The following is a 16,296-nucleotide window of genomic DNA, read 5'->3' as shown; positions in this document are numbered from 1 at the left end:
TATAATTATGGCTTAGGCGGTTTTTTCGGATTGTTTTTGTCCAGAATAGCTTTATTGATATAGTTTATGCCCTTAGCCTTGTCGGCTGCGGCAGGCGTCTGGAGCTGGATTTGCTCCAACATTAAAGCTTCGAGCTTGGACATCAGTTCGGTGGCTGTACAGCCGAAAGCATCGGCAAGGTCGCAAAATGATTTGACGGAGAGGTTGCGTTTGCCTTTTGCGACGAGACCGAGGTGCTGACGGCTAATCCCGCTATCGAGAGCGAGTTTTTTCTTCGTAATCGAAGTAGCCCCTTGCATCTGTGCTAAAAGTTCTATTTCAGCTTTTCGGATGACATCAATGTCATATCGCATTCTCCAATGTTATGAATTACCCCAAAATATCGTGCAAACAATTGTTTCCATAATTTCGAGAAATTTTTGGATTTTAGCGATGTAATCATAGTCAAAAAAGCACCCTTTGGCAGGGTGCTTTTATAAGTTTTAACTATAGCTAATGGCGCTTCTGGCTGTTTTTGATTAGAATTGAGCCTTCAAAGCAGCCGGACATTCAACTTCTTTATAAGTGTGGTTCGGGTTGCCTGCTGCTTCCATCCATGTAGCGAGGAAGAGACAGCCTTCCTTGGCCTGGGTGTCGCTAGCAAAAGCGCTGTTGCACTTCTTGGTGAGGCATTCCTTGCGTTTGGTCAAAAGGTCGCCATTGTATCCGACTTCCTTTTCGCAGTCGGAGAGGAGGCCGCCGTACGTTGTGGTGTTTTGCGGGATGTTCCAGCCCATCTGGCTGCAACCATTGAAAGCACCGAATCCGCCACCCGGGATCATGATGTCGAACTGGCCGCCAGCCACGTCGTAACCGATGTTCGATGCCATCACGACGAGAGTCTTGCCCTTGAGAGCCTGGTGGTTTGCCTTGGTTTCGTACTTGCCGGTACCGGTGAAGGTGAGGGCGAAGCACTTGCCGCATGTGGCGTCGTTACCCGGAGTTGCTGCGAATGCGTAGGCGAGCTTGTCGCTCACGATTATAGGAATCTGGCTTGTGCAAGTGGTGCCTTGACCGCCGGAGCAGATACTGCCGTTAGTGTTGCTAATCGGGGTCTTGCCCTTGGCATCGCAAGTCTTGGCGGCGCCACCGTGTTCCGGCCAGGAGCAGTGAGGCATGCAGCAGTCCCAGTAACGGGTGGCAAAGCCCTGCTGTCCACCGGCGCCTGCATTGAGGTACTTGGCTTCTTCAGCGGATGCGTTGGGATTGTTTTGCTGTTGCTGCTGGCTAGACGAAGATTTCGGCTGGCTGCTGGAGGACTTCGGCTGTTGCTGCTGCTGAGACGAAGAAGATTTTGCCTGCTGCTGTTGCTGTGAAGAAGAAGACTTCACGCTGGAGCTGGACTTCGGCTGCTGAGAAGGTGTTGAGCCGGTCATATTCTGGCAATTCTTATTTTCAGGATCGTAGTAGCAGTTTACCTTGCAATCATTGTCGTAGGCGTACTTTTCGCCCTTGGAACCAGTCATCTGGTCGTAATAGGCAACGCACTTGCCCGAAGCGCTGTCGTAGCACTGACCGTTGCACTGTTTGTCGGAGGTGCCGGAGTTGTTCTGCTGCTTCGAAGAGGAGCTTGCTACAGGCTGCTGAGCCTTCTGCGAAGAGGAGGAAGCGACCGGGGTAGCCTTGGCGGAGCTGGAATTCACGACCGGATTTGTGCTCGGGTTGTAGACGGAAGAGCTGCTTACAACAACGGTGCCTGGGGCTGTTGCCGAGGAGCTGTTCACTACTACACCGCTAGAAATCGGTTCACCTGTGAGAGTCGTCTTGGAGCCATCGGGGTAGGTGATGGTCTTGTCCGGATTGACAATCGGGAGCGAAGAAAGATCGACGTTGACAACCGTCGTGTTTCCGGCTGCGTCTGAAATGGACTTTGTTGTCGTATTGAACGTGCCGACTGGATTGCTGAATGCATCCGTGACAGCGTACGTTCCAGTACCATTAGGTACAATCAAGAAAACTTGGCTTCCGGTATTGAGCAACCAGCTTTGCTGATCCACTTCAAGCATTTGCTTTGTCTGGATTGCCGGTAATTCGGCAGAGGTTGCTCCCGAAGGAGATGCAGGGTCATTGGAGCAGTTCCAAGCGATAAAGGAAAGTCCGAAAATTGTGAGGGTTTTAAACAGTTTATTCTTCATGATATAATAAGCCCTTGTAAATATATCACACCCTGTATTCCAATCATCCGAGCTAAAAGATAAAATCTTCTCCTCTAAAATGCTCGTAATTAAGAGTAAAAAGAACTATACAATAGGATTATGTGAAATTAAGCACAACTTATTTATTATCAAAGACTTACAAAAAGAAAAACGCCCCGTTACGGGGCGTTTAGTTCCGATTTAGACCTTTTGATTAATACTTGGACTTGAGAACTTCGGGGCATTCCACTTCGACGTAGTTGTGCATGGGGTTGCCTGCGCCGTGCATGAATTCGGCGAGGAACAAGCAGCCTTGCTTTGCCTTGGAATCACCGCTGAACACGCTGTTGCACTTTTCCTTGAGGCAGGTCAAAGTTGCAGCCGGCTTGTAGTTCTTTTCGGTTTCGCAGTTGGAGAGGAGGCCGCCGTATTGAGCGCCCTGGTTGCCCCAACCCATGGAAGAGCATCCGTTGAACATGCCAACGCCGCCGCCCGGGATCATGATGTCGAACTGGCCCTGCTGAACGTCACCACCGATGTTGGTCGTCATGATGATGAGTTTCTTGTTCTTGATTGCCTGGTGGTTTGCGTCGGTCGAGTACTTGCCCTTACCGGTAAAGGTCAGCTGGTAGCACTTGCCGCAGTCGCCGCCATCGCTTGCAGGCACAGCTGCGAATGCAAAGCCCATTTCGGTACAGCCATCAATTGTAAACGGAATCTGGCTTGTGCAGGTCATGAGACCGCCACCGCTACAAACGCTTCCGCCGCTCCAGTCGGAGCTTTCGTTCTGTCCCTTGTTGGTGCACTGCTTGGAATAGTTGCCGTGTGCGTGTTCTGGCCAGGAGCAGTGGGGCTTGCAGCAGTCCCAATAACGGGTTGCCCAGCCGGAGCCTGTCTTGCCGCCGCTCTTAGTCTTGATTGTCGGGCACTTGTTCGTGACTACGGCAGAGCTGCTGCTCGGAGGAGGTGCAGAACTGCTGCTCTTTGGCTTGGAGGAGCTGCTCTTCGGGGTGGCGCTACTGCTATTCGGGGTAGGCGGGACGTATGTCGAGGAGCTGCTGTTTACAGGAGGTACGTATGCGCTTGAAGAAGAAACGACAGGAGCGTCATAGTCCACGCACTTGGAATTCAACTGCAGGATGGACTTGGGCTGCATCAGCACTGCGATGTCAACCACGGTAAGCGGCGCAGTCCTTTCGAGATTGAAGATGATGCCTGTGGAGAAATCGATAACACCGACTGCTTTTCCTGACGGATCGGTGACAACCGTGCTATTATAGATGACGTAATTGCCTTTCTCGTCTTTCCAGTGGTAGGCGGGTTCCGTAATCTTATAGCGGATACCATCGCCAGGGATAATTTGCTGGTACAGGTTGAGATCGATGTTATTCATGATCGGTGTACCGGACAAATCCACCATGTTAAAAAGCGTCGTGCCCAGGATGGGGGAGAGCGTGCCGATTGGATTGCCTGCTTCGTCAGTCACTGAGCCGTCAGCGTAGATGAGGTAGTTCTTGTCTGCGGTCAACAGGCGGGCGTCTTCGCAAGTGGAAATCTGGGAACCGGATTTGCCCACGTTGCAGTTTGCCGGGTCGCCGATAAGCTGCGTTACGATGCTATGGTCATTGATGTTCAGGGTTTGTTGGTCTCCGAGTAGGTTTTGACCAGCCATGTCCTTGAGGACAATAATATTAGTTGTGACACCAACGGCTTTTCCAATCTGGTTGCCAGAAAGATCAGTGACCTTGTTGTCCTTGGTATAAATCAGGTAGCCTTTAGAAGGCATATACAAGGCGTCTTCACAAGGTATAACGGAAGAATCGCCGCTGCTGGGCGATTTGTCTGAACACGAACAAGCCAAAACGAGTGCCCCAAGCGCAAGCAGGGGTCTCAAAAGGGGGTATTTCATAGAAGTTCCTCGAAATTATCCCCAAACACCTTTATTTAAAGATAGCAATATTATATATAATGTCTTGTAAAAAATCTTTTCACGTGATAATCGTGATATAAAACAATTCGGAATTTGGTAATTGGTCTTTAGCTGTTGGTCATTCGTTAGTGGTTGTTGGTAATTTGTCGGTGGTCGATAGGGGTGATTTTGGAGACGCGAATTCTGTTATTTTGAAAGGGACGGGAAATCTCAAAATATTGAAAGTCAATGGTTTGGGAAGTCTGGAAAGGTAAAACTTTGTAAAATTTTTTAATGTAAAAATCTTTTTACTTTTAATGCGTGCCCTTGTGAAATCGATTTTGGTGGGTTTATAAATAATGTTGATAAGATGTTAGAAACTTGGTTTTATCGTTGATATAAATTGCTATACCTTTGAAAATTAAGCGAAAAAGGGCATTTTTATCCTAGAAAATGAGCGGGTTTTCAACGCTCCGGAAACACCCCGAAAAATTGTGGATAAGTCCGAAAATCCGCATTTTTAGCGCAATTTCAAAAGAAAAATACTTGCAAATTACCTAGCATTTATTAAATTTGTGTTCCAATTTCGCAGAGTACCGCTTCCTATGCTTTGCGAAAATACGGAGAACTCGTGTAGTTCTCTTGAACTTGAAGCGATAAACCTTCTGCTGAAGAAGAGGAAAAAATGGCAAAAGAACATTTTGACAGAAGCAAGCCGCACTGCAACATTGGCACCATCGGCCACGTTGACCACGGTAAAACCACTTTGACCGCTGCAATCTGCACCACCCTTGCTGCTAAGGGTCTTGCCGCTGCAAAGCGTTTCGACGAAATCGATAACGCTCCGGAAGAAAAGGCTCGTGGTATCACGATCAACACCTCCCACGTGGAATACACCACTGCAAATCGCCACTACGCACACGTCGACTGCCCGGGGCATGCTGACTATGTGAAGAACATGGTGACTGGTGCTGCTCAGATGGACGGCGCTATCCTCGTCGTTGCTGCTACTGACGGCCCGATGCCGCAGACTCGCGAACACATCCTTCTTGCACACCAGGTTGGCGTGCCGAAGATCGTCGTGTTCATGAACAAGTGCGACATGGTTGACGATGCTGAAATTCTCGACCTCGTCGAAATGGAAGTTCGCGAACTTCTCTCCAAGTATGACTTTGACGGTGACAACACTCCGATCATCCGTGGTTCCGCTCTCAAGGCTCTCGAAGGCGATCCGGAATACCAGGACAAGATCATGGAACTCATGGACGCTTGCGACACCTACATCCCGCTCCCGCAGCGCGATACCGACAAGCCGTTCCTCATGCCGATCGAAGACGTGTTCACGATTACTGGCCGCGGCACTGTCGCTACTGGCCGTATCGAACGCGGTGTCGTTCGCTTGAACGACAAGGTTGAACGTATCGGTCTCGGTGAAACCACCGAATACGTCATCACCGGTGTTGAAATGTTCCGCAAGCTTCTCGACGACGCTCAGGCAGGTGACAACGTTGGTCTCCTCCTCCGTGGCGCTGAAAAGAAGGACATCGTCCGTGGCATGGTTCTCGCCGCTCCGAAGTCTGTCACTCCGCACACCGAATTCAAGGCTGAAATCTACGTTCTCACTAAGGACGAAGGTGGCCGCCACACGCCGTTCATGAACGGCTACCGTCCTCAGTTCTACTTCCGCACCACCGACGTTACCGGCACGATTCAGCTCCCGGAAGGCGTCGAAATGGTTACCCCGGGTGATACCGTCACGATCCACGTGAACCTCATCGCTCCGATCGCCATGGAAAAGCAGCTCCGCTTCGCTATCCGCGAAGGTGGACGTACTGTTGGTGCTGGCTCTGTTACCGAAATCATCAAGTAAGGAATAATCATGGCTGGTGAACGCATCCGTATTCGCTTGAAGAGCTTCGATCATCGTATGATCGACCGCTCTGCTCAAGATATCGTGAATACAGCTAAGAACACTGGGGCTCGTATTGCAGGCCCCATCCCTCTCCCGACGAAGATCCAGAAGTATACGGTGCTCCGCTCTCCGCATATTGACAAGACTTCTCGTGAACAGTTCGAATCCCGTACGCACAAGCGTCTTATCGACATCCTTGATGCTACGCCGCAAACTGTAGATTCCCTCATGAAACTTGACTTGCCGGCAGGCGTTGAAGTCGAAATTAAGGTCTAATAACAATGAACGGTATTCTCGCAAAGAAATTGGGAATGACCCAAGTGTTCACGGAACAGGGCGAATGCGTCCCTGTCACGGTTCTCGAAGCCGGTCCGTGCGTGGTCGTTTGCCATAAGACAGAAGAGAAGGACGGCTACACTGCTGTCCAGATCGGCTTTGGTCTCAAGAAGGAACAGCGCGCCAATAAGGCAGAAGTCGGCCATTTCAAGAAGGCTGACGTGGCTGTTCGTGAACACCTCGCTGAATTTGATGTCGCTGATCTCGAATCCTGGCCGGTTGGCAAGGAATTCGGCGCTGCCGACTTCGCTGATGCAAAGACTGTGAACGTCTCTGGCATCTCCAAGGGTCATGGTTTCTCTGGCACTATCAAGCGCCACGGTTTCCATAGCGGTCCTCGTTCCCATGGTACGCACAATATGCGCGAACCGGGTGGTACGTCCGCTCACTCCTATCCGGGTCGTGTTTTCCCGGGTAAGCGTATGGCTGGTCAATACGGCAACAAGAAAGTGACCGTGAAGCACCTCCAGGTCGTCAAAGTTGATGGCGACCGCAACCTGATCTTCGTCCGTGGCGCTGTCCCGGGCCCGAAGAACAGCATCATCGTGGTGAGGAAAGACTAATGGCTAGTGCAAAGCTTTTCGCCGCTACTGGCGATTTTAAGAATGATATCCAGCTCCCGGCTCTCTTCGACCAGGAAGTCAACAAGGTCTGCATGTACCTCCACATCAAGGCTATCCTGAACAACAATCGTCAGGGTACTGCTCAGACTAAGTCCAAGGGCGAAGTCAGTGGCGGTGGCCAGAAGCCGTGGAAGCAGAAGGGTACCGGCCGCGCTCGTTCCGGTCAGAACACCTCTGCAGTTTGGGTTCGTGGTGCTAAGGCACACGGTCCGAAGTCTCATGACTACTTCGAAAAGGTGAACAAGAAGGTCAAGAAGATCGCTTTCTACTCCGCTCTCGCCAACAAGGCTAGCGAAGGCAAGGTCTCCGTGTTCGAAGCTCTCAGCTTCAGCGCTCCGAAGACCAAGGATCTCCTCTCTGTTCTCGCCAAGTCCGGCATCGAACAGCGCAACGTTCTCTTCATCGTTAGCGAAAAGGATCAGAACCTCTATCTTTCCTCTAACAACATTCCTTGGTGCCGCTGCGCTCGCGTAGCTGACGTCAACACTTACGATGTTGTTCGTGCAAATAACGTTGTCATCTCTCAGGCTGCTCTCGCAGAACTTGAAGGAGGCCGCTAATGAAAGAAATTCGCGAAATCCTCGTTGCTCCGCACGTTACCGAAGAAACCATGAAGAACATGGTGAACAAGCGTAACGACGTGCACAAGTACGTGTTCAAGGTCGCCATGGACGCTTCTAAGGAAGACATCAAGGCCGCTATCGAAAAGCGCTTTGAAGTCAAGGTCGCTAAGGTCAACACTTTGATCAACCGCGGCAAGATCAAGCGCGTCCGCATGGTCGCTGGCAAGAAACCGAACTGGAAGAAGGCCTACATCACATTGAAGGCCGGGCAAAAGATTGCCGAGTTTGAAGGAGTATAACCATGGGTCTGAAATCTTATCGCCCGATTACCCCGACACTGCGTTACAAGCAGATTGGTGACCGCAAGGAACTCTCTGCTGTAAAGCCGTACAAGCCGCTTACCGAAGGTATCAAGCGTAGCTCCGGCCGTAACAATGCTGGTGAAATTACCTCCCGTCGTCGTGGTGGTGGTCACAAGAAACTGTATCGTATCATTGACTTCAAGCGTCAGTTTGCCGGTCTCTCCTGCACTGTCGAAACGATTGAATACGATCCGAACCGTACCGCTCGCATCGCTCTCGTCAAGTACGAAAACGGCAAGCGCGCATACATCATCGCTCCGGCCGAAATCAAGGTTGGCGATGTGCTGAACGCTGGTGAAGGTGCTGAATTCCGCGTAGGTAACGCAATTCCTCTCCGCGACATTCCGCTCAACACCATTATCCACAACATCGAAATGAAGCCGGGCAAGGGTGCCCAGATTGCTCGTTCCGCTGGTGCCGGTGCAGAACTGGTTGCCAAGGACGGCAAGCTCTGCCAGGTCAAGCTTCCGAGTGGCGAAGTCCGCTACATCCCGGAAGACTGCCTCGCTACCGTTGGTCAGGTTTCCAATATCGATCACATGAATGAATCCTCGGGTTCTGCAGGCCGCTCTCGCTGGCTCGGCAAGCGCCCGGCCGTCCGTGGTGTCGTTATGAACCCGGTCGATCACCCCCTTGGTGGTGGTGAAGGTCGTACCTCTGGTGGTCGTCATCCGTGCTCTCCTTGGGGTAAGAACTCTAAGGGTGCAAAAACTCGTAACAACAAGCGTACTGATAAGTTCATCGTACGTCATCGTCAGAAGAGGGCCTAATTCATGTCTAGATCCCTTAAGAAAGGTGCGTTCGTGGATTCCCACGTTCTCAGCAAGGCCCAGGCGATGGCCGGTTCCGACAAGAAACAGGCTATCAAGACCTGGTCCCGTCGTTCCACAATCGTCCCGGATATGGTCGGACTCACGTTCTCCGTCTATAACGGCAAGCAGTTCCTTCCGGTTTATGTCACCGAAAACATGGTTGGCCATAAGCTCGGCGAATTCTCCATGACCCGTACTTTCCGCGGTCACCGCAAGACTGAAACTGCTGGAGGCAAGAAATAATGCAAGCTGTTGCTAAAGTTAAAAACGTCCGTTACGGCGTTCGCAAGCTCCGTCGCGTAGTCGACCTCGTTCGTGGCAAGTCCGTCAGCGAAGCCTTCGCGATGCTCTCCATCCTCCGTACGCAGACCAAGGGTGCTCCGCTGGTTGAAAATGCTCTCAAGTCCGCTGTCGCTAACTTGAAGCAGAAGTCCGCCGCTCCGGTTTCCGCCGAAGAAATCGTGATCAAGACCATCACCGCTGATGGTGGTACGATCATGAAGCGCATTCACCCGCGTTCCCAGGGCCGTGCTTTCCGTATCGAAAAGCCGCTCTCCCACATCACCGTTGTTGTCGCAGACAAGGAGAATTAACAATGGGTCACAAAACTCATCCTAATGGTCTTCGTCTTGGCGTTATCCGCGGTTGGGAATCCAAGTGGTATGCCGAAGACAAGTTTGCCGATCTTCTCTATGAAGATATCGTGCTCCGTCGCTACTTGATGAAGCGTTTCGAACATGCCTCCCTCTCCAAGGTCGGCATCGAACGTACCGTCAAGAAGGTGAACGTTAACCTCTATACCGCTCGCCCGGGTATCGTTATCGGTAAAAAGGGCGAAGAATTGGAACGTTTGAAGGGCGAACTCCAGTTCCTCACCGGTAAAGAAATCTATATTGCAGTCCACGAAATCAAGCGTCCGGAAACTGATGCAAAGCTCGTGGCTGAAAACATTGCTCGCCAGCTCGAAAAGCGTATTTCTTTCCGCCGTGCCATGAAGCGTGCTATCCAGTCCGCTATGCGCATGGGTGTGGAAGGTATCAAGGTGCAGTGCGGTGGCCGCCTCGGTGGTGCCGAAATTGCCCGCGTTGAAAAGTATGCCGAAGGCCGCGTGCCTCTGCACACTCTTCGTGCTGACATCGACTACGCAACTGCCATCGCTAAGACCGTTTATGGTGCCATCGGTATCAAGGTGTGGATCATGCACGGTGAAAAGATCGGTAAGGACGTCATGAACGACAACAAGAGAGAGAAGTAATTATGCTGAGTCCGAAAAGAACATTGCATCGTAAGCAAATGAAAGGGCGCATGAAGGGCGTCGCCTCTCGTGGCAACTATATCGCCTTTGGCGAATTCGGTATCCAGGCTCTTGAAAAGTGCTGGCTCACCGCTCGCCAGATCGAAGCTGCTCGTATCGCCATGACTCGTAAGATCAAGCGTGGTGGTCGCGTGTGGATTCGCGTCTTCCCCGATAAGCCGATTACCCGTCACCCTGCAGAAGCCCGTATGGGTAAGGGTAAGGGCGCAGTCGAATTCTGGGCAGCCGTAATCCTCCCGGGTCGCATCCTTTTTGAAATGGGTGGTGTTGAACGTGAACTTGCCATGGAAGCTCTCCATGTTGCAATTCAGAAGCTCCCCCTTAAGTGCAAAATCATCGAAGAATCGGAGATCTAATGAAAGCACGTGAATTGAAAGAACTGGGCGTTGACCAGCTCAAGGAAAAACTGGCTCAGTTGAATCTCGATTTGTTCAATTACCGCATGACTGCGAAGCTCGGTAATTTGGAAAAACCCTCTGTGATTCAAGCTGCCCGCAAGGACATCGCCAGAATCAAGACCATCCTCAGCGAAAAGGCCAAGGCATAAGCCGGCAGGAGCAGGAAATGGAAAGAAACCTTCGTAAAGTCAAGCAGGGTATCGTCTCCTCCGACAAGATGGACAAGACGATTACGGTTGTGGTCGAAAACCGCAAGCGTCACCCGATGTACAACAAGATCATGACTACGACCAGCAAGCTCAAGGCTCACGATGAAAAGAATGAAGCCGAAGAAGGCGACTTGGTCGAAATCATGGAAACTCGTCCCCTCTCTGCAACGAAGCGCTGGCGCCTCGTCCGCATTGTGGAAAAGAAGAAGTAAACTCCTGGAGTAAGGCGAATATGATTCAAGAAGAAACCAGACTCGTCGTGGCCGATAACAGTGGTGCCAAGGAAGTCGCCTGCATCCGTGTTTTGGGTGGCACAAACCGTCGCTATGCTAGCATCGGTGATGTCATCAAGGTAGCCGTTAAGGACGCTATCCCCCAGAGCAAGGTGAAGAAGGGTTCCGTGGCCGACGCCGTCGTCGTCCGCACAGCTAAAGAAATCGCACGTCCGGATGGAACGTTCATTCGTTTCTCCGACAACGCAGTGGTTCTCATCAACAAGGATGGCGAACCGCGTGGAACCCGTATTTTTGGACCGGTGGCTCGTGAGCTCCGCGACAAGAAATACATGAAGATCATCTCCCTCGCACCTGAGGTTCTGTAATGGCTAACATCAAGAAGAATGATAACGTCAAGGTGATTTCCGGTGCCAACAAGGGCAAGACCGGCACCGTGATCAGTGTCAAGGATGGCAAGGTGACCGTTTCTGGCGTCAACGTCTGCAAGCGTCACGAAAAGCCGTCTCAGACCAATCAGACTGGTGGCATCGTTGAAAAGGAATTGCCGATCGACATTTCCAACGTGATGCTTCTCGAAGGCAACACTCCCGTTCGTACCCGCATCGTTCGCGAAAAGGGTAAGAAGGGCGTTCGTACCAGTGTCAAAACTGGAAAGGCTGTGTAAGGTAACGCAATGAACCAGATGAAGCAATTCTATCTCGAAAAGGTCGTTCCGGCCTTGCAGCAAAAGTTTGCCTACAAGAACGTGATGCAGATTCCGCGTCTCGAAAAGATCGTGCTCAACATGGGCGTGGGCGCCGCTTCCCAGAACCGCAAGATTCTCGACGAAGCTGCTGACACTCTCACTGCTATCACCGGTCAGAAGGCTATTGTCACTAACGCTAAGAAGGCTGTCGCTAACTTCCACCTCCGTGAAGGTATCGGCATCGGTGCTAAGGTCACACTTCATGGCGACAACATGTGGGACTTCCTCTATCGTTTCATCAACATCGACCTTCCGCGTGTCCGCGACTTCCGTGGTCTCGCACGCCGTGGCTTTGATGGCATGGGTAACTTCACCCTCGGCATCAAGGAACAGACGATCTTTGTTGAAATCGACATTGACAAGATTTCCCGTACCTTCGGTATGGACATTTCTTTCGTCACCTCCGCTAAGACGGACGACGAAGGCCGTGCCCTCCTCGAAGAACTTGGACTCCCCTTCAGGAAGTAAGGTAATACCATGGCAAGCAGAAGAATGATTGAAAAATGCAAGCGTACTCCGAAGTATACCGTTCGTGGGTACAACCGTTGCAAGCGTTGCGGTAGGCCGCACGCCTTTATGCGCCGCTTTGGCCTTTGCCGTATTTGCTTCCGCGAAATGGCACTCGCCGGCGAAATCCCCGGTATCACAAAGTCGTCTTGGTAAGGAGAGTATAAAATGGCAATGACAGATACTATCGCCGATATGCTCACCCGTATCCGCAATGCCTCTACGGCAAAGCTCCCCGTGGTGGACATTCCTGCCAGCAATCTTAAGCGTGATATTGCACGTGTGTTGCAGGAAAAAGGTTTCATTAAGAAGTTCGTCGTCGTCGATGACGGTAAGCAGGGCATCCTCAAGGTCCTCCTCCGTTACACGAAGGGCGAATCCGCTATCCAGGGCCTCCAGCGCGTTTCTACGCCGGGTCTCCGTCACTACGTTGACGTGGCCAAGCTTCCGCGCGTTCGCAACGGCCTCGGCTATGCTATCATCTCCACATCTAAAGGTGTCATGACTGACCACGAAGCCCGCGAACTCAAGGTGGGTGGCGAAGTCATCGCAAAGGTATGGTAAAGATGTCCCGTATCGGTAAAGCTATTATCACTATCCCGGCTGGCGTTAAGGTTAACGTCAACGGTCAGAACATCAAGGTCGAAGGCCCGAAGGGCAAGCTCGAAACGACAGTTCACGAACTCATCTCCATCAAGCTCGATGGTGACAAGCTCTCCTTCACCCGCCCGAATGATGAAAAGTTCACCCGCGCTATGCACGGCACCACTCGCGCTCTCGTCAATAACATGGTCGAAGGCGTGACCAAGGGTTTCCAGAAGACTCTCGAAATCGTTGGCGTTGGCTACCGCGTCGAACAGAAGGGCAAGGACCTCAACTTGGTTCTCGGCTTCTCTCATCCGGTGATCTTCAAGGCTCCGGAAGGCGTTGAACTGAAGGCTGTTGATCCGCTGAAGATTACGATCTCCGGCATCGACAAGCAGAAGGTTGGCCAGGCTGCCGCAGAAATTCGCAAGTACCGTAAGCCTGAACCGTATAAGGGCAAGGGCATCAAGTACGCTGGCGAAATTGTGCGTCGCAAGCAGGGTAAGAAGACAGGTAAATAAGGGTAAACTATGACTGCAATTGCTAAAAAAAGAATCCAGTCCAGAATCGCACGCCACGAACGCGTACGCAAGTCTGTTGTCGGAACTGCAGAATGCCCTCGTTTGGCTGTTCGCCGTTCCTTGTCTCACATGATTGCCCAGATCTTTGATGACGAAAACAACAAGTCTGTCGCTCAGGTCACCACAGCTTCCAAGGAATTCCAGGGTAAGTTTGGTGAAATGACGAAGACCGAACAGGCTAAGCAGCTCGGTCTCCAGATTGCTGAACTCGCCAAGTCCAAGGGCATTGAATCCGTGGTCTTCGACCGCGGCGGTTACATCTATCACGGTCGCGTTCAGGCTCTCGCTGAGGGAGCTCGTGAAGGCGGACTCAAATTCTAGTGAGGTACACTTTGGAACGCGAAGCTCAAGTTTCTGAATTTGAAGACAAGGTTGTACACATCAACCGTTGCGCTAAGACCGTCAAGGGCGGCCGTCGCATGTCCTTCTCCGCTCTCGTTGTCGTCGGCAACAAGAACGGCAAGGTCGGTGTCGGTCTCGGCAAGGCTAAGGAAGTTTCCGAAGCTATCCGTAAGGGTACCGAAGCTGCCCAGAGAAACATCGTGGAAGTCCAGCTCCTCGATGGCACTATCCCGCACGACATCGAAGTGAAGAGCGGTTCTACCCGCATCCTCCTCATGCCGGCTGCTCCGGGTACTGGTGTTATCGCCGGTGCTGCTGCCCGTGCAGTTCTCGAACTCGCCGGTGTCCGCAACATCCTCACGAAGATTCACGGTTCCTCCAATCCGAGCACTGTCGTCAGCGCTTGCTTGGAAGGCCTGCTTTCTCAGAAGAACAAACAGGACTGCGCCAAGTTGCGTGGTTTTGAAGCCTAAGGAGTAATACCTAATGAAGAAAGTTCGTATTACTTTGATCAAGGGTATCGTCCGTCGCCTTCCGGTGCACCGCGCTAACGTGGCTGCACTCGGCCTCCGCAAGATCGGACAAACTGTTGAACACAATCTGACTCCGTCCATTGCTGGCATGATCAATGCCGTGAAGGACATGGTCAAGGTCGAGGAGATCTAAGATGGAACTCAATACTCTCAATCCTGGCAAGGCTGCCAAGGGCAAGAGCCGCAAGCGCATTGGTCGTGGTCCGGGCTCTGGCTGGGGCACGACTGCCGGTCGTGGTCAGAAGGGTGCTGGTGCTCGTAAGAGCGCTAAGGCCGGTCGCGTCGCTTTCGAAGGCGGCCAGATGCCGATTCACCGTCGTATCCCGAAGCGCGGCTTCAAGCACGCTGGTGTTGAATTCCAGATCGTGAACCTGAAGCGCCTCGCTGGTGTCAGCGTTACTGATTTCGATGCCAAGGTCCTCTTCGACCAGGGCTTCATCAAGAACGTCGAACTGCCGGTCAAGGTCCTCGCTTTTGGTTCTATCGACAAGGCTATCAACGTAAAGGTTAACGCTATCAGCGAAAAGGCAAAGGCTGCCATTGAAGCTGCTGGCGGCAAAGTTGAGATCATCTAATGGAAGCACTCAAGAAAGCCATCGATGCGTTCGTAAATGCTTTTAAGATTGAAGACCTGCGTAAAAAGATCCTTTTTACGCTTGGTCTTTTGATTGTCTATCGCATTGGCGCACACATCACCATCCCCGGAGTTAACGCTGCGGTCCTCGCAGAATACTTCAAAAATTCGAATAACTTGTTCGGCCTGTACGATTCGTTTACCGGCGGTGCATTTGCGAAAGCAACTGTATTTGCCCTCGGTATCATGCCGTACATCAGCGCAAGCATCATCCTCCAGTTGATGGGCTCGGTTATTCCCGCCATCCAGATGCTCCAGAAGGAGGGTCAGGAAGGTCGCGCTAAGCTGAACCAGTATACCCGATACTTCACGGTGGTCCTTTCCGCCTTGCAGGGATGGGGTATTTCTATGTGGCTTTCTAACCTCAAGGTGACGACGGCCGCCGGTACGGGCATTTCGGTCCTTTCCGACAATTTCTCGTCCGGTCTCGGTAACCTCGGCTTTCGTCTCCTTGCAACGTTAACCTTCACCGTAGGTACAATCTTTTTGATGTACGTTGGCGAGCAGATTACCTCGCACGGTGTGGGTAACGGTATTTCTCTTATCATTTTCGCCGGTATCGTCGGTGGCCTTCCGCGGGCCATCATGGCTGAATTCGAAATGTTTAATGAAGGCATCCAGCCGCTTGCGATCGAGGTCTTTATCTTGGCGCTGGTAGTTGTCATTGTCGGATTTATCGTTTTCGTCGAGCAGGCGACCCGTCGCATTCCACTCCAAAGTCCTCGCAGGACCGTCGGAAACAAGGTCTTGGGTGGTCAGGCTAGCTATTTGCCTTTCAAGGTGAACACTGCTAACGTGATTCCCGTGATCTTCGCATCTTGCATCATGTTCATTCCGGCCATGGTTGCATCTTGGTTCCCGAACGTATCTGCGATGCAGGCTTTTGCTTCTGCATTTATTCCGGGTCACATCTCCTACAGCGTAGTAGATGCCCTCCTCATCATATTCTTCACCTTCTTCTACACGGCAATCCAGTACAACCCGAACGACATTGCCGAAAACCTCAAGAGAAGTGGTGGGTTTATTCCGGGAGTCCGTCCGGGTAAGCAGACAGCAGAATACATTGACCACGTTTTGACCAGAATTTCATTGCCTGGGTCTCTTTACCTCGCTTTAATCAGCGTTGTTCCCCTGCACATGAAAGACGCTCTCAATATGAGTTTCTATATTGGGGGTACCTCGGTACTTATCGTGGTGGGTGTTGCTCTGGATACTCTTCGTCAGCTCGAAGCCCAGTTGCATACCAAAAATTATGAAGGTTTCTTGAAACGTGGCCGCATTCGCGGCAGGATGGCATCCTAGTGGCTAAAGAAGAAGGTATACAAGTAGAAGGCGTTGTGTTGGAAGCTCTTCCCAACGCTTTCTTCCGTGTTCAACTCGGAAATGGTCATGAGATCCTGGCACATGTTTCAGGAAAAATGCGCCGGCATTTTATCAGAATTTTGCCGGACGACAAAGTGTTGGTCGAGATTTCCCCGTACGATTTAAATCGCGGGCGAATTACTTACCGTTACAAGTAA

The 16,296-nt window shown here is 51.5% G+C and carries 27 protein-coding genes; 24 read left to right on the top strand and 3 right to left on the bottom strand.

Annotation, left to right across the window (positions count from 1 at the left end; translation table 11 throughout):
• Positions 1-5: 5 nt before the first annotated feature.
• The 3 genes from B9Y77_RS12220 to B9Y77_RS12210 form a co-directional block, all read right to left on the bottom strand.
• Positions 6-353, bottom strand: coding sequence for a helix-turn-helix domain-containing protein (locus B9Y77_RS12220; protein WP_073443311.1), 348 nt, complete (start codon positions 351-353; stop codon positions 6-8).
• A gap of 165 nt (positions 354-518) precedes the next feature.
• Complete coding sequence (locus B9Y77_RS12215; protein ID WP_085491814.1) at positions 519-2,174, bottom strand: glycosyl hydrolase family 5; 1,656 nt, start codon at positions 2,172-2,174, stop codon at positions 519-521.
• Between the two features lie 214 nt (positions 2,175-2,388).
• Entirely contained in the window at positions 2,389-4,083 is a 1,695-nt protein-coding gene (locus B9Y77_RS12210; protein ID WP_085491813.1) for a glycosyl hydrolase family 5, read from the bottom strand.
• A 685-nt stretch (positions 4,084-4,768) separates the two neighbouring features.
• Here B9Y77_RS12210 and tuf point away from each other — a divergent pair.
• Genes tuf through infA form a run of 24 tightly spaced genes read left to right on the top strand, consistent with a single transcriptional unit; the run spans position 4,769 to position 16,296 of the window.
• Complete coding sequence (gene tuf / locus B9Y77_RS12205; protein ID WP_085491737.1) at positions 4,769-5,953, top strand: elongation factor Tu; 1,185 nt, start codon at positions 4,769-4,771, stop codon at positions 5,951-5,953.
• Positions 5,954-5,962: 9 nt separating this feature from the next.
• Positions 5,963-6,271 carry a 30S ribosomal protein S10 gene (gene rpsJ, locus B9Y77_RS12200; RefSeq protein ID WP_014546117.1) on the top strand — a complete coding sequence of 103 codons (309 nt, stop codon included), beginning with the start codon at positions 5,963-5,965 and terminating at the stop codon, positions 6,269-6,271.
• Between the two features lie 5 nt (positions 6,272-6,276).
• Positions 6,277-6,894 (top strand): 50S ribosomal protein L3, encoded by a 618-nt coding sequence (rplC, locus tag B9Y77_RS12195; protein WP_014546116.1) that lies wholly within the window; start codon positions 6,277-6,279, stop codon positions 6,892-6,894.
• Positions 6,894-7,514 carry a 50S ribosomal protein L4 gene (gene rplD / locus B9Y77_RS12190; protein WP_014546115.1) on the top strand — a complete coding sequence of 207 codons (621 nt, stop codon included), beginning with the start codon at positions 6,894-6,896 and terminating at the stop codon, positions 7,512-7,514. Before rplC ends, rplD begins: the two co-directional genes overlap by 1 nt.
• A complete protein-coding gene (gene rplW, locus B9Y77_RS12185) occupies positions 7,514-7,816 on the top strand; it encodes a 50S ribosomal protein L23 (RefSeq protein ID WP_015732013.1) in 303 nt (100 codons plus the stop codon). Before rplD ends, rplW begins: the two co-directional genes overlap by 1 nt.
• A gap of 2 nt (positions 7,817-7,818) precedes the next feature.
• Positions 7,819-8,649, top strand: a complete 831-nt coding sequence (gene rplB, locus B9Y77_RS12180; RefSeq protein ID WP_014546114.1) for a 50S ribosomal protein L2 — start codon at positions 7,819-7,821, stop codon at positions 8,647-8,649.
• 3 nt (positions 8,650-8,652) lie between these two features.
• Complete coding sequence (rpsS, locus tag B9Y77_RS12175; protein WP_014546113.1) at positions 8,653-8,934, top strand: 30S ribosomal protein S19; 282 nt, start codon at positions 8,653-8,655, stop codon at positions 8,932-8,934.
• Positions 8,934-9,284, top strand: a complete 351-nt coding sequence (gene rplV, locus B9Y77_RS12170; RefSeq protein WP_014546112.1) for a 50S ribosomal protein L22 — start codon at positions 8,934-8,936, stop codon at positions 9,282-9,284. The genes rpsS and rplV overlap by 1 nt, the downstream gene beginning before the upstream one ends.
• Before the next feature lie 2 nt (positions 9,285-9,286).
• Complete coding sequence (gene rpsC / locus B9Y77_RS12165; protein ID WP_014546111.1) at positions 9,287-9,946, top strand: 30S ribosomal protein S3; 660 nt, start codon at positions 9,287-9,289, stop codon at positions 9,944-9,946.
• Between the two features lie 2 nt (positions 9,947-9,948).
• Entirely contained in the window at positions 9,949-10,362 is a 414-nt protein-coding gene (gene rplP, locus B9Y77_RS12160) for a 50S ribosomal protein L16 (RefSeq protein ID WP_014546110.1), read from the top strand.
• On the top strand, positions 10,362-10,553 hold the full coding sequence (rpmC, locus tag B9Y77_RS12155) for a 50S ribosomal protein L29 (protein ID WP_014546109.1): 192 nt from the start codon (positions 10,362-10,364) through the stop codon (positions 10,551-10,553). Before rplP ends, rpmC begins: the two co-directional genes overlap by 1 nt.
• A gap of 17 nt (positions 10,554-10,570) precedes the next feature.
• Positions 10,571-10,825 carry a 30S ribosomal protein S17 gene (rpsQ, locus tag B9Y77_RS12150; RefSeq protein ID WP_015732012.1) on the top strand — a complete coding sequence of 85 codons (255 nt, stop codon included), beginning with the start codon at positions 10,571-10,573 and terminating at the stop codon, positions 10,823-10,825.
• Between the two features lie 20 nt (positions 10,826-10,845).
• On the top strand, positions 10,846-11,214 hold the full coding sequence (rplN, locus tag B9Y77_RS12145; protein WP_015732011.1) for a 50S ribosomal protein L14: 369 nt from the start codon (positions 10,846-10,848) through the stop codon (positions 11,212-11,214).
• A complete protein-coding gene (gene rplX, locus B9Y77_RS12140) occupies positions 11,214-11,513 on the top strand; it encodes a 50S ribosomal protein L24 (RefSeq protein ID WP_073442651.1) in 300 nt (99 codons plus the stop codon). Before rplN ends, rplX begins: the two co-directional genes overlap by 1 nt.
• 9 nt (positions 11,514-11,522) lie before the next feature.
• Positions 11,523-12,062: a 50S ribosomal protein L5 gene (rplE, locus tag B9Y77_RS12135; RefSeq protein ID WP_014546107.1), complete on the top strand. Its 540-nt coding sequence runs from the start codon at positions 11,523-11,525 to the stop codon at positions 12,060-12,062.
• A 9-nt stretch (positions 12,063-12,071) separates the two neighbouring features.
• Positions 12,072-12,257: a type Z 30S ribosomal protein S14 gene (locus B9Y77_RS12130; RefSeq protein WP_014546106.1), complete on the top strand. Its 186-nt coding sequence runs from the start codon at positions 12,072-12,074 to the stop codon at positions 12,255-12,257.
• A 12-nt stretch (positions 12,258-12,269) separates the two neighbouring features.
• The gene (rpsH, locus tag B9Y77_RS12125; protein WP_014546105.1) at positions 12,270-12,665 is read left to right on the top strand and encodes a 30S ribosomal protein S8; all 396 of its coding nucleotides are present in this window, start codon (positions 12,270-12,272) and stop codon (positions 12,663-12,665) included.
• Between the two features lie 2 nt (positions 12,666-12,667).
• On the top strand, positions 12,668-13,207 hold the full coding sequence (rplF, locus tag B9Y77_RS12120) for a 50S ribosomal protein L6 (protein WP_073442845.1): 540 nt from the start codon (positions 12,668-12,670) through the stop codon (positions 13,205-13,207).
• 9 nt (positions 13,208-13,216) lie between these two features.
• Entirely contained in the window at positions 13,217-13,588 is a 372-nt protein-coding gene (gene rplR / locus B9Y77_RS12115) for a 50S ribosomal protein L18 (protein ID WP_014546103.1), read from the top strand.
• 11 nt (positions 13,589-13,599) lie between these two features.
• Positions 13,600-14,082 carry a 30S ribosomal protein S5 gene (gene rpsE / locus B9Y77_RS12110; RefSeq protein WP_015732010.1) on the top strand — a complete coding sequence of 161 codons (483 nt, stop codon included), beginning with the start codon at positions 13,600-13,602 and terminating at the stop codon, positions 14,080-14,082.
• Positions 14,083-14,095: 13 nt separating this feature from the next.
• Positions 14,096-14,275, top strand: coding sequence for a 50S ribosomal protein L30 (gene rpmD / locus B9Y77_RS12105; RefSeq protein WP_073442653.1), 180 nt, complete (start codon positions 14,096-14,098; stop codon positions 14,273-14,275).
• Between the two features lies 1 nt (position 14,276).
• A complete protein-coding gene (gene rplO, locus B9Y77_RS12100) occupies positions 14,277-14,717 on the top strand; it encodes a 50S ribosomal protein L15 (protein ID WP_073442655.1) in 441 nt (146 codons plus the stop codon).
• Positions 14,717-16,078 carry a preprotein translocase subunit SecY gene (gene secY / locus B9Y77_RS12095; protein WP_073442657.1) on the top strand — a complete coding sequence of 454 codons (1,362 nt, stop codon included), beginning with the start codon at positions 14,717-14,719 and terminating at the stop codon, positions 16,076-16,078. The genes rplO and secY overlap by 1 nt, the downstream gene beginning before the upstream one ends.
• Positions 16,078-16,296, top strand: coding sequence for a translation initiation factor IF-1 (gene infA / locus B9Y77_RS12090; RefSeq protein ID WP_014546098.1), 219 nt, complete (start codon positions 16,078-16,080; stop codon positions 16,294-16,296). The genes secY and infA overlap by 1 nt, the downstream gene beginning before the upstream one ends.

Source organism: Fibrobacter sp. UWB13 (assembly GCF_900177805.1).
In the GTDB taxonomy this organism is placed as follows: domain Bacteria; phylum Fibrobacterota; class Fibrobacteria; order Fibrobacterales; family Fibrobacteraceae; genus Fibrobacter.
The sequence above is the reverse complement of the archived record's forward strand: the minus strand, read 5'-3'. Positions and strand labels throughout refer to the sequence as shown.

Coding starts and splice junctions, on each gene's coding strand:
- rpmC (WP_014546109.1), top strand. CDS start 10,362: ATGAAAGCACGTGAATTGAAAGAACTGGGCGTTGACCAGCTCAAGGAA.
- rplX (WP_073442651.1), top strand. CDS start 11,214: ATGGCTAACATCAAGAAGAATGATAACGTCAAGGTGATTTCCGGTGCC.
- rpsH (WP_014546105.1), top strand. CDS start 12,270: ATGGCAATGACAGATACTATCGCCGATATGCTCACCCGTATCCGCAAT.
- rplD (WP_014546115.1), top strand. CDS start 6,894: ATGGCTAGTGCAAAGCTTTTCGCCGCTACTGGCGATTTTAAGAATGAT.
- rplN (WP_015732011.1), top strand. CDS start 10,846: ATGATTCAAGAAGAAACCAGACTCGTCGTGGCCGATAACAGTGGTGCC.
- tuf (WP_085491737.1), top strand. CDS start 4,769: ATGGCAAAAGAACATTTTGACAGAAGCAAGCCGCACTGCAACATTGGC.
- rpsC (WP_014546111.1), top strand. CDS start 9,287: ATGGGTCACAAAACTCATCCTAATGGTCTTCGTCTTGGCGTTATCCGC.
- rplP (WP_014546110.1), top strand. CDS start 9,949: ATGCTGAGTCCGAAAAGAACATTGCATCGTAAGCAAATGAAAGGGCGC.
- rpsJ (WP_014546117.1), top strand. CDS start 5,963: ATGGCTGGTGAACGCATCCGTATTCGCTTGAAGAGCTTCGATCATCGT.
- B9Y77_RS12130 (WP_014546106.1), top strand. CDS start 12,072: ATGGCAAGCAGAAGAATGATTGAAAAATGCAAGCGTACTCCGAAGTAT.
- rplE (WP_014546107.1), top strand. CDS start 11,523: ATGAACCAGATGAAGCAATTCTATCTCGAAAAGGTCGTTCCGGCCTTG.
- B9Y77_RS12210 (WP_085491813.1), bottom strand. CDS start 4,083: ATGAAATACCCCCTTTTGAGACCCCTGCTTGCGCTTGGGGCACTCGTT.
- rplF (WP_073442845.1), top strand. CDS start 12,668: ATGTCCCGTATCGGTAAAGCTATTATCACTATCCCGGCTGGCGTTAAG.
- B9Y77_RS12220 (WP_073443311.1), bottom strand. CDS start 353: ATGCGATATGACATTGATGTCATCCGAAAAGCTGAAATAGAACTTTTA.
- rpmD (WP_073442653.1), top strand. CDS start 14,096: ATGAAGAAAGTTCGTATTACTTTGATCAAGGGTATCGTCCGTCGCCTT.
- B9Y77_RS12215 (WP_085491814.1), bottom strand. CDS start 2,174: ATGAAGAATAAACTGTTTAAAACCCTCACAATTTTCGGACTTTCCTTT.
- rpsS (WP_014546113.1), top strand. CDS start 8,653: ATGTCTAGATCCCTTAAGAAAGGTGCGTTCGTGGATTCCCACGTTCTC.
- rplB (WP_014546114.1), top strand. CDS start 7,819: ATGGGTCTGAAATCTTATCGCCCGATTACCCCGACACTGCGTTACAAG.
- rpsQ (WP_015732012.1), top strand. CDS start 10,571: ATGGAAAGAAACCTTCGTAAAGTCAAGCAGGGTATCGTCTCCTCCGAC.
- rplO (WP_073442655.1), top strand. CDS start 14,277: ATGGAACTCAATACTCTCAATCCTGGCAAGGCTGCCAAGGGCAAGAGC.
- secY (WP_073442657.1), top strand. CDS start 14,717: ATGGAAGCACTCAAGAAAGCCATCGATGCGTTCGTAAATGCTTTTAAG.
- rplW (WP_015732013.1), top strand. CDS start 7,514: ATGAAAGAAATTCGCGAAATCCTCGTTGCTCCGCACGTTACCGAAGAA.
- rplV (WP_014546112.1), top strand. CDS start 8,934: ATGCAAGCTGTTGCTAAAGTTAAAAACGTCCGTTACGGCGTTCGCAAG.
- rplR (WP_014546103.1), top strand. CDS start 13,217: ATGACTGCAATTGCTAAAAAAAGAATCCAGTCCAGAATCGCACGCCAC.
- rplC (WP_014546116.1), top strand. CDS start 6,277: ATGAACGGTATTCTCGCAAAGAAATTGGGAATGACCCAAGTGTTCACG.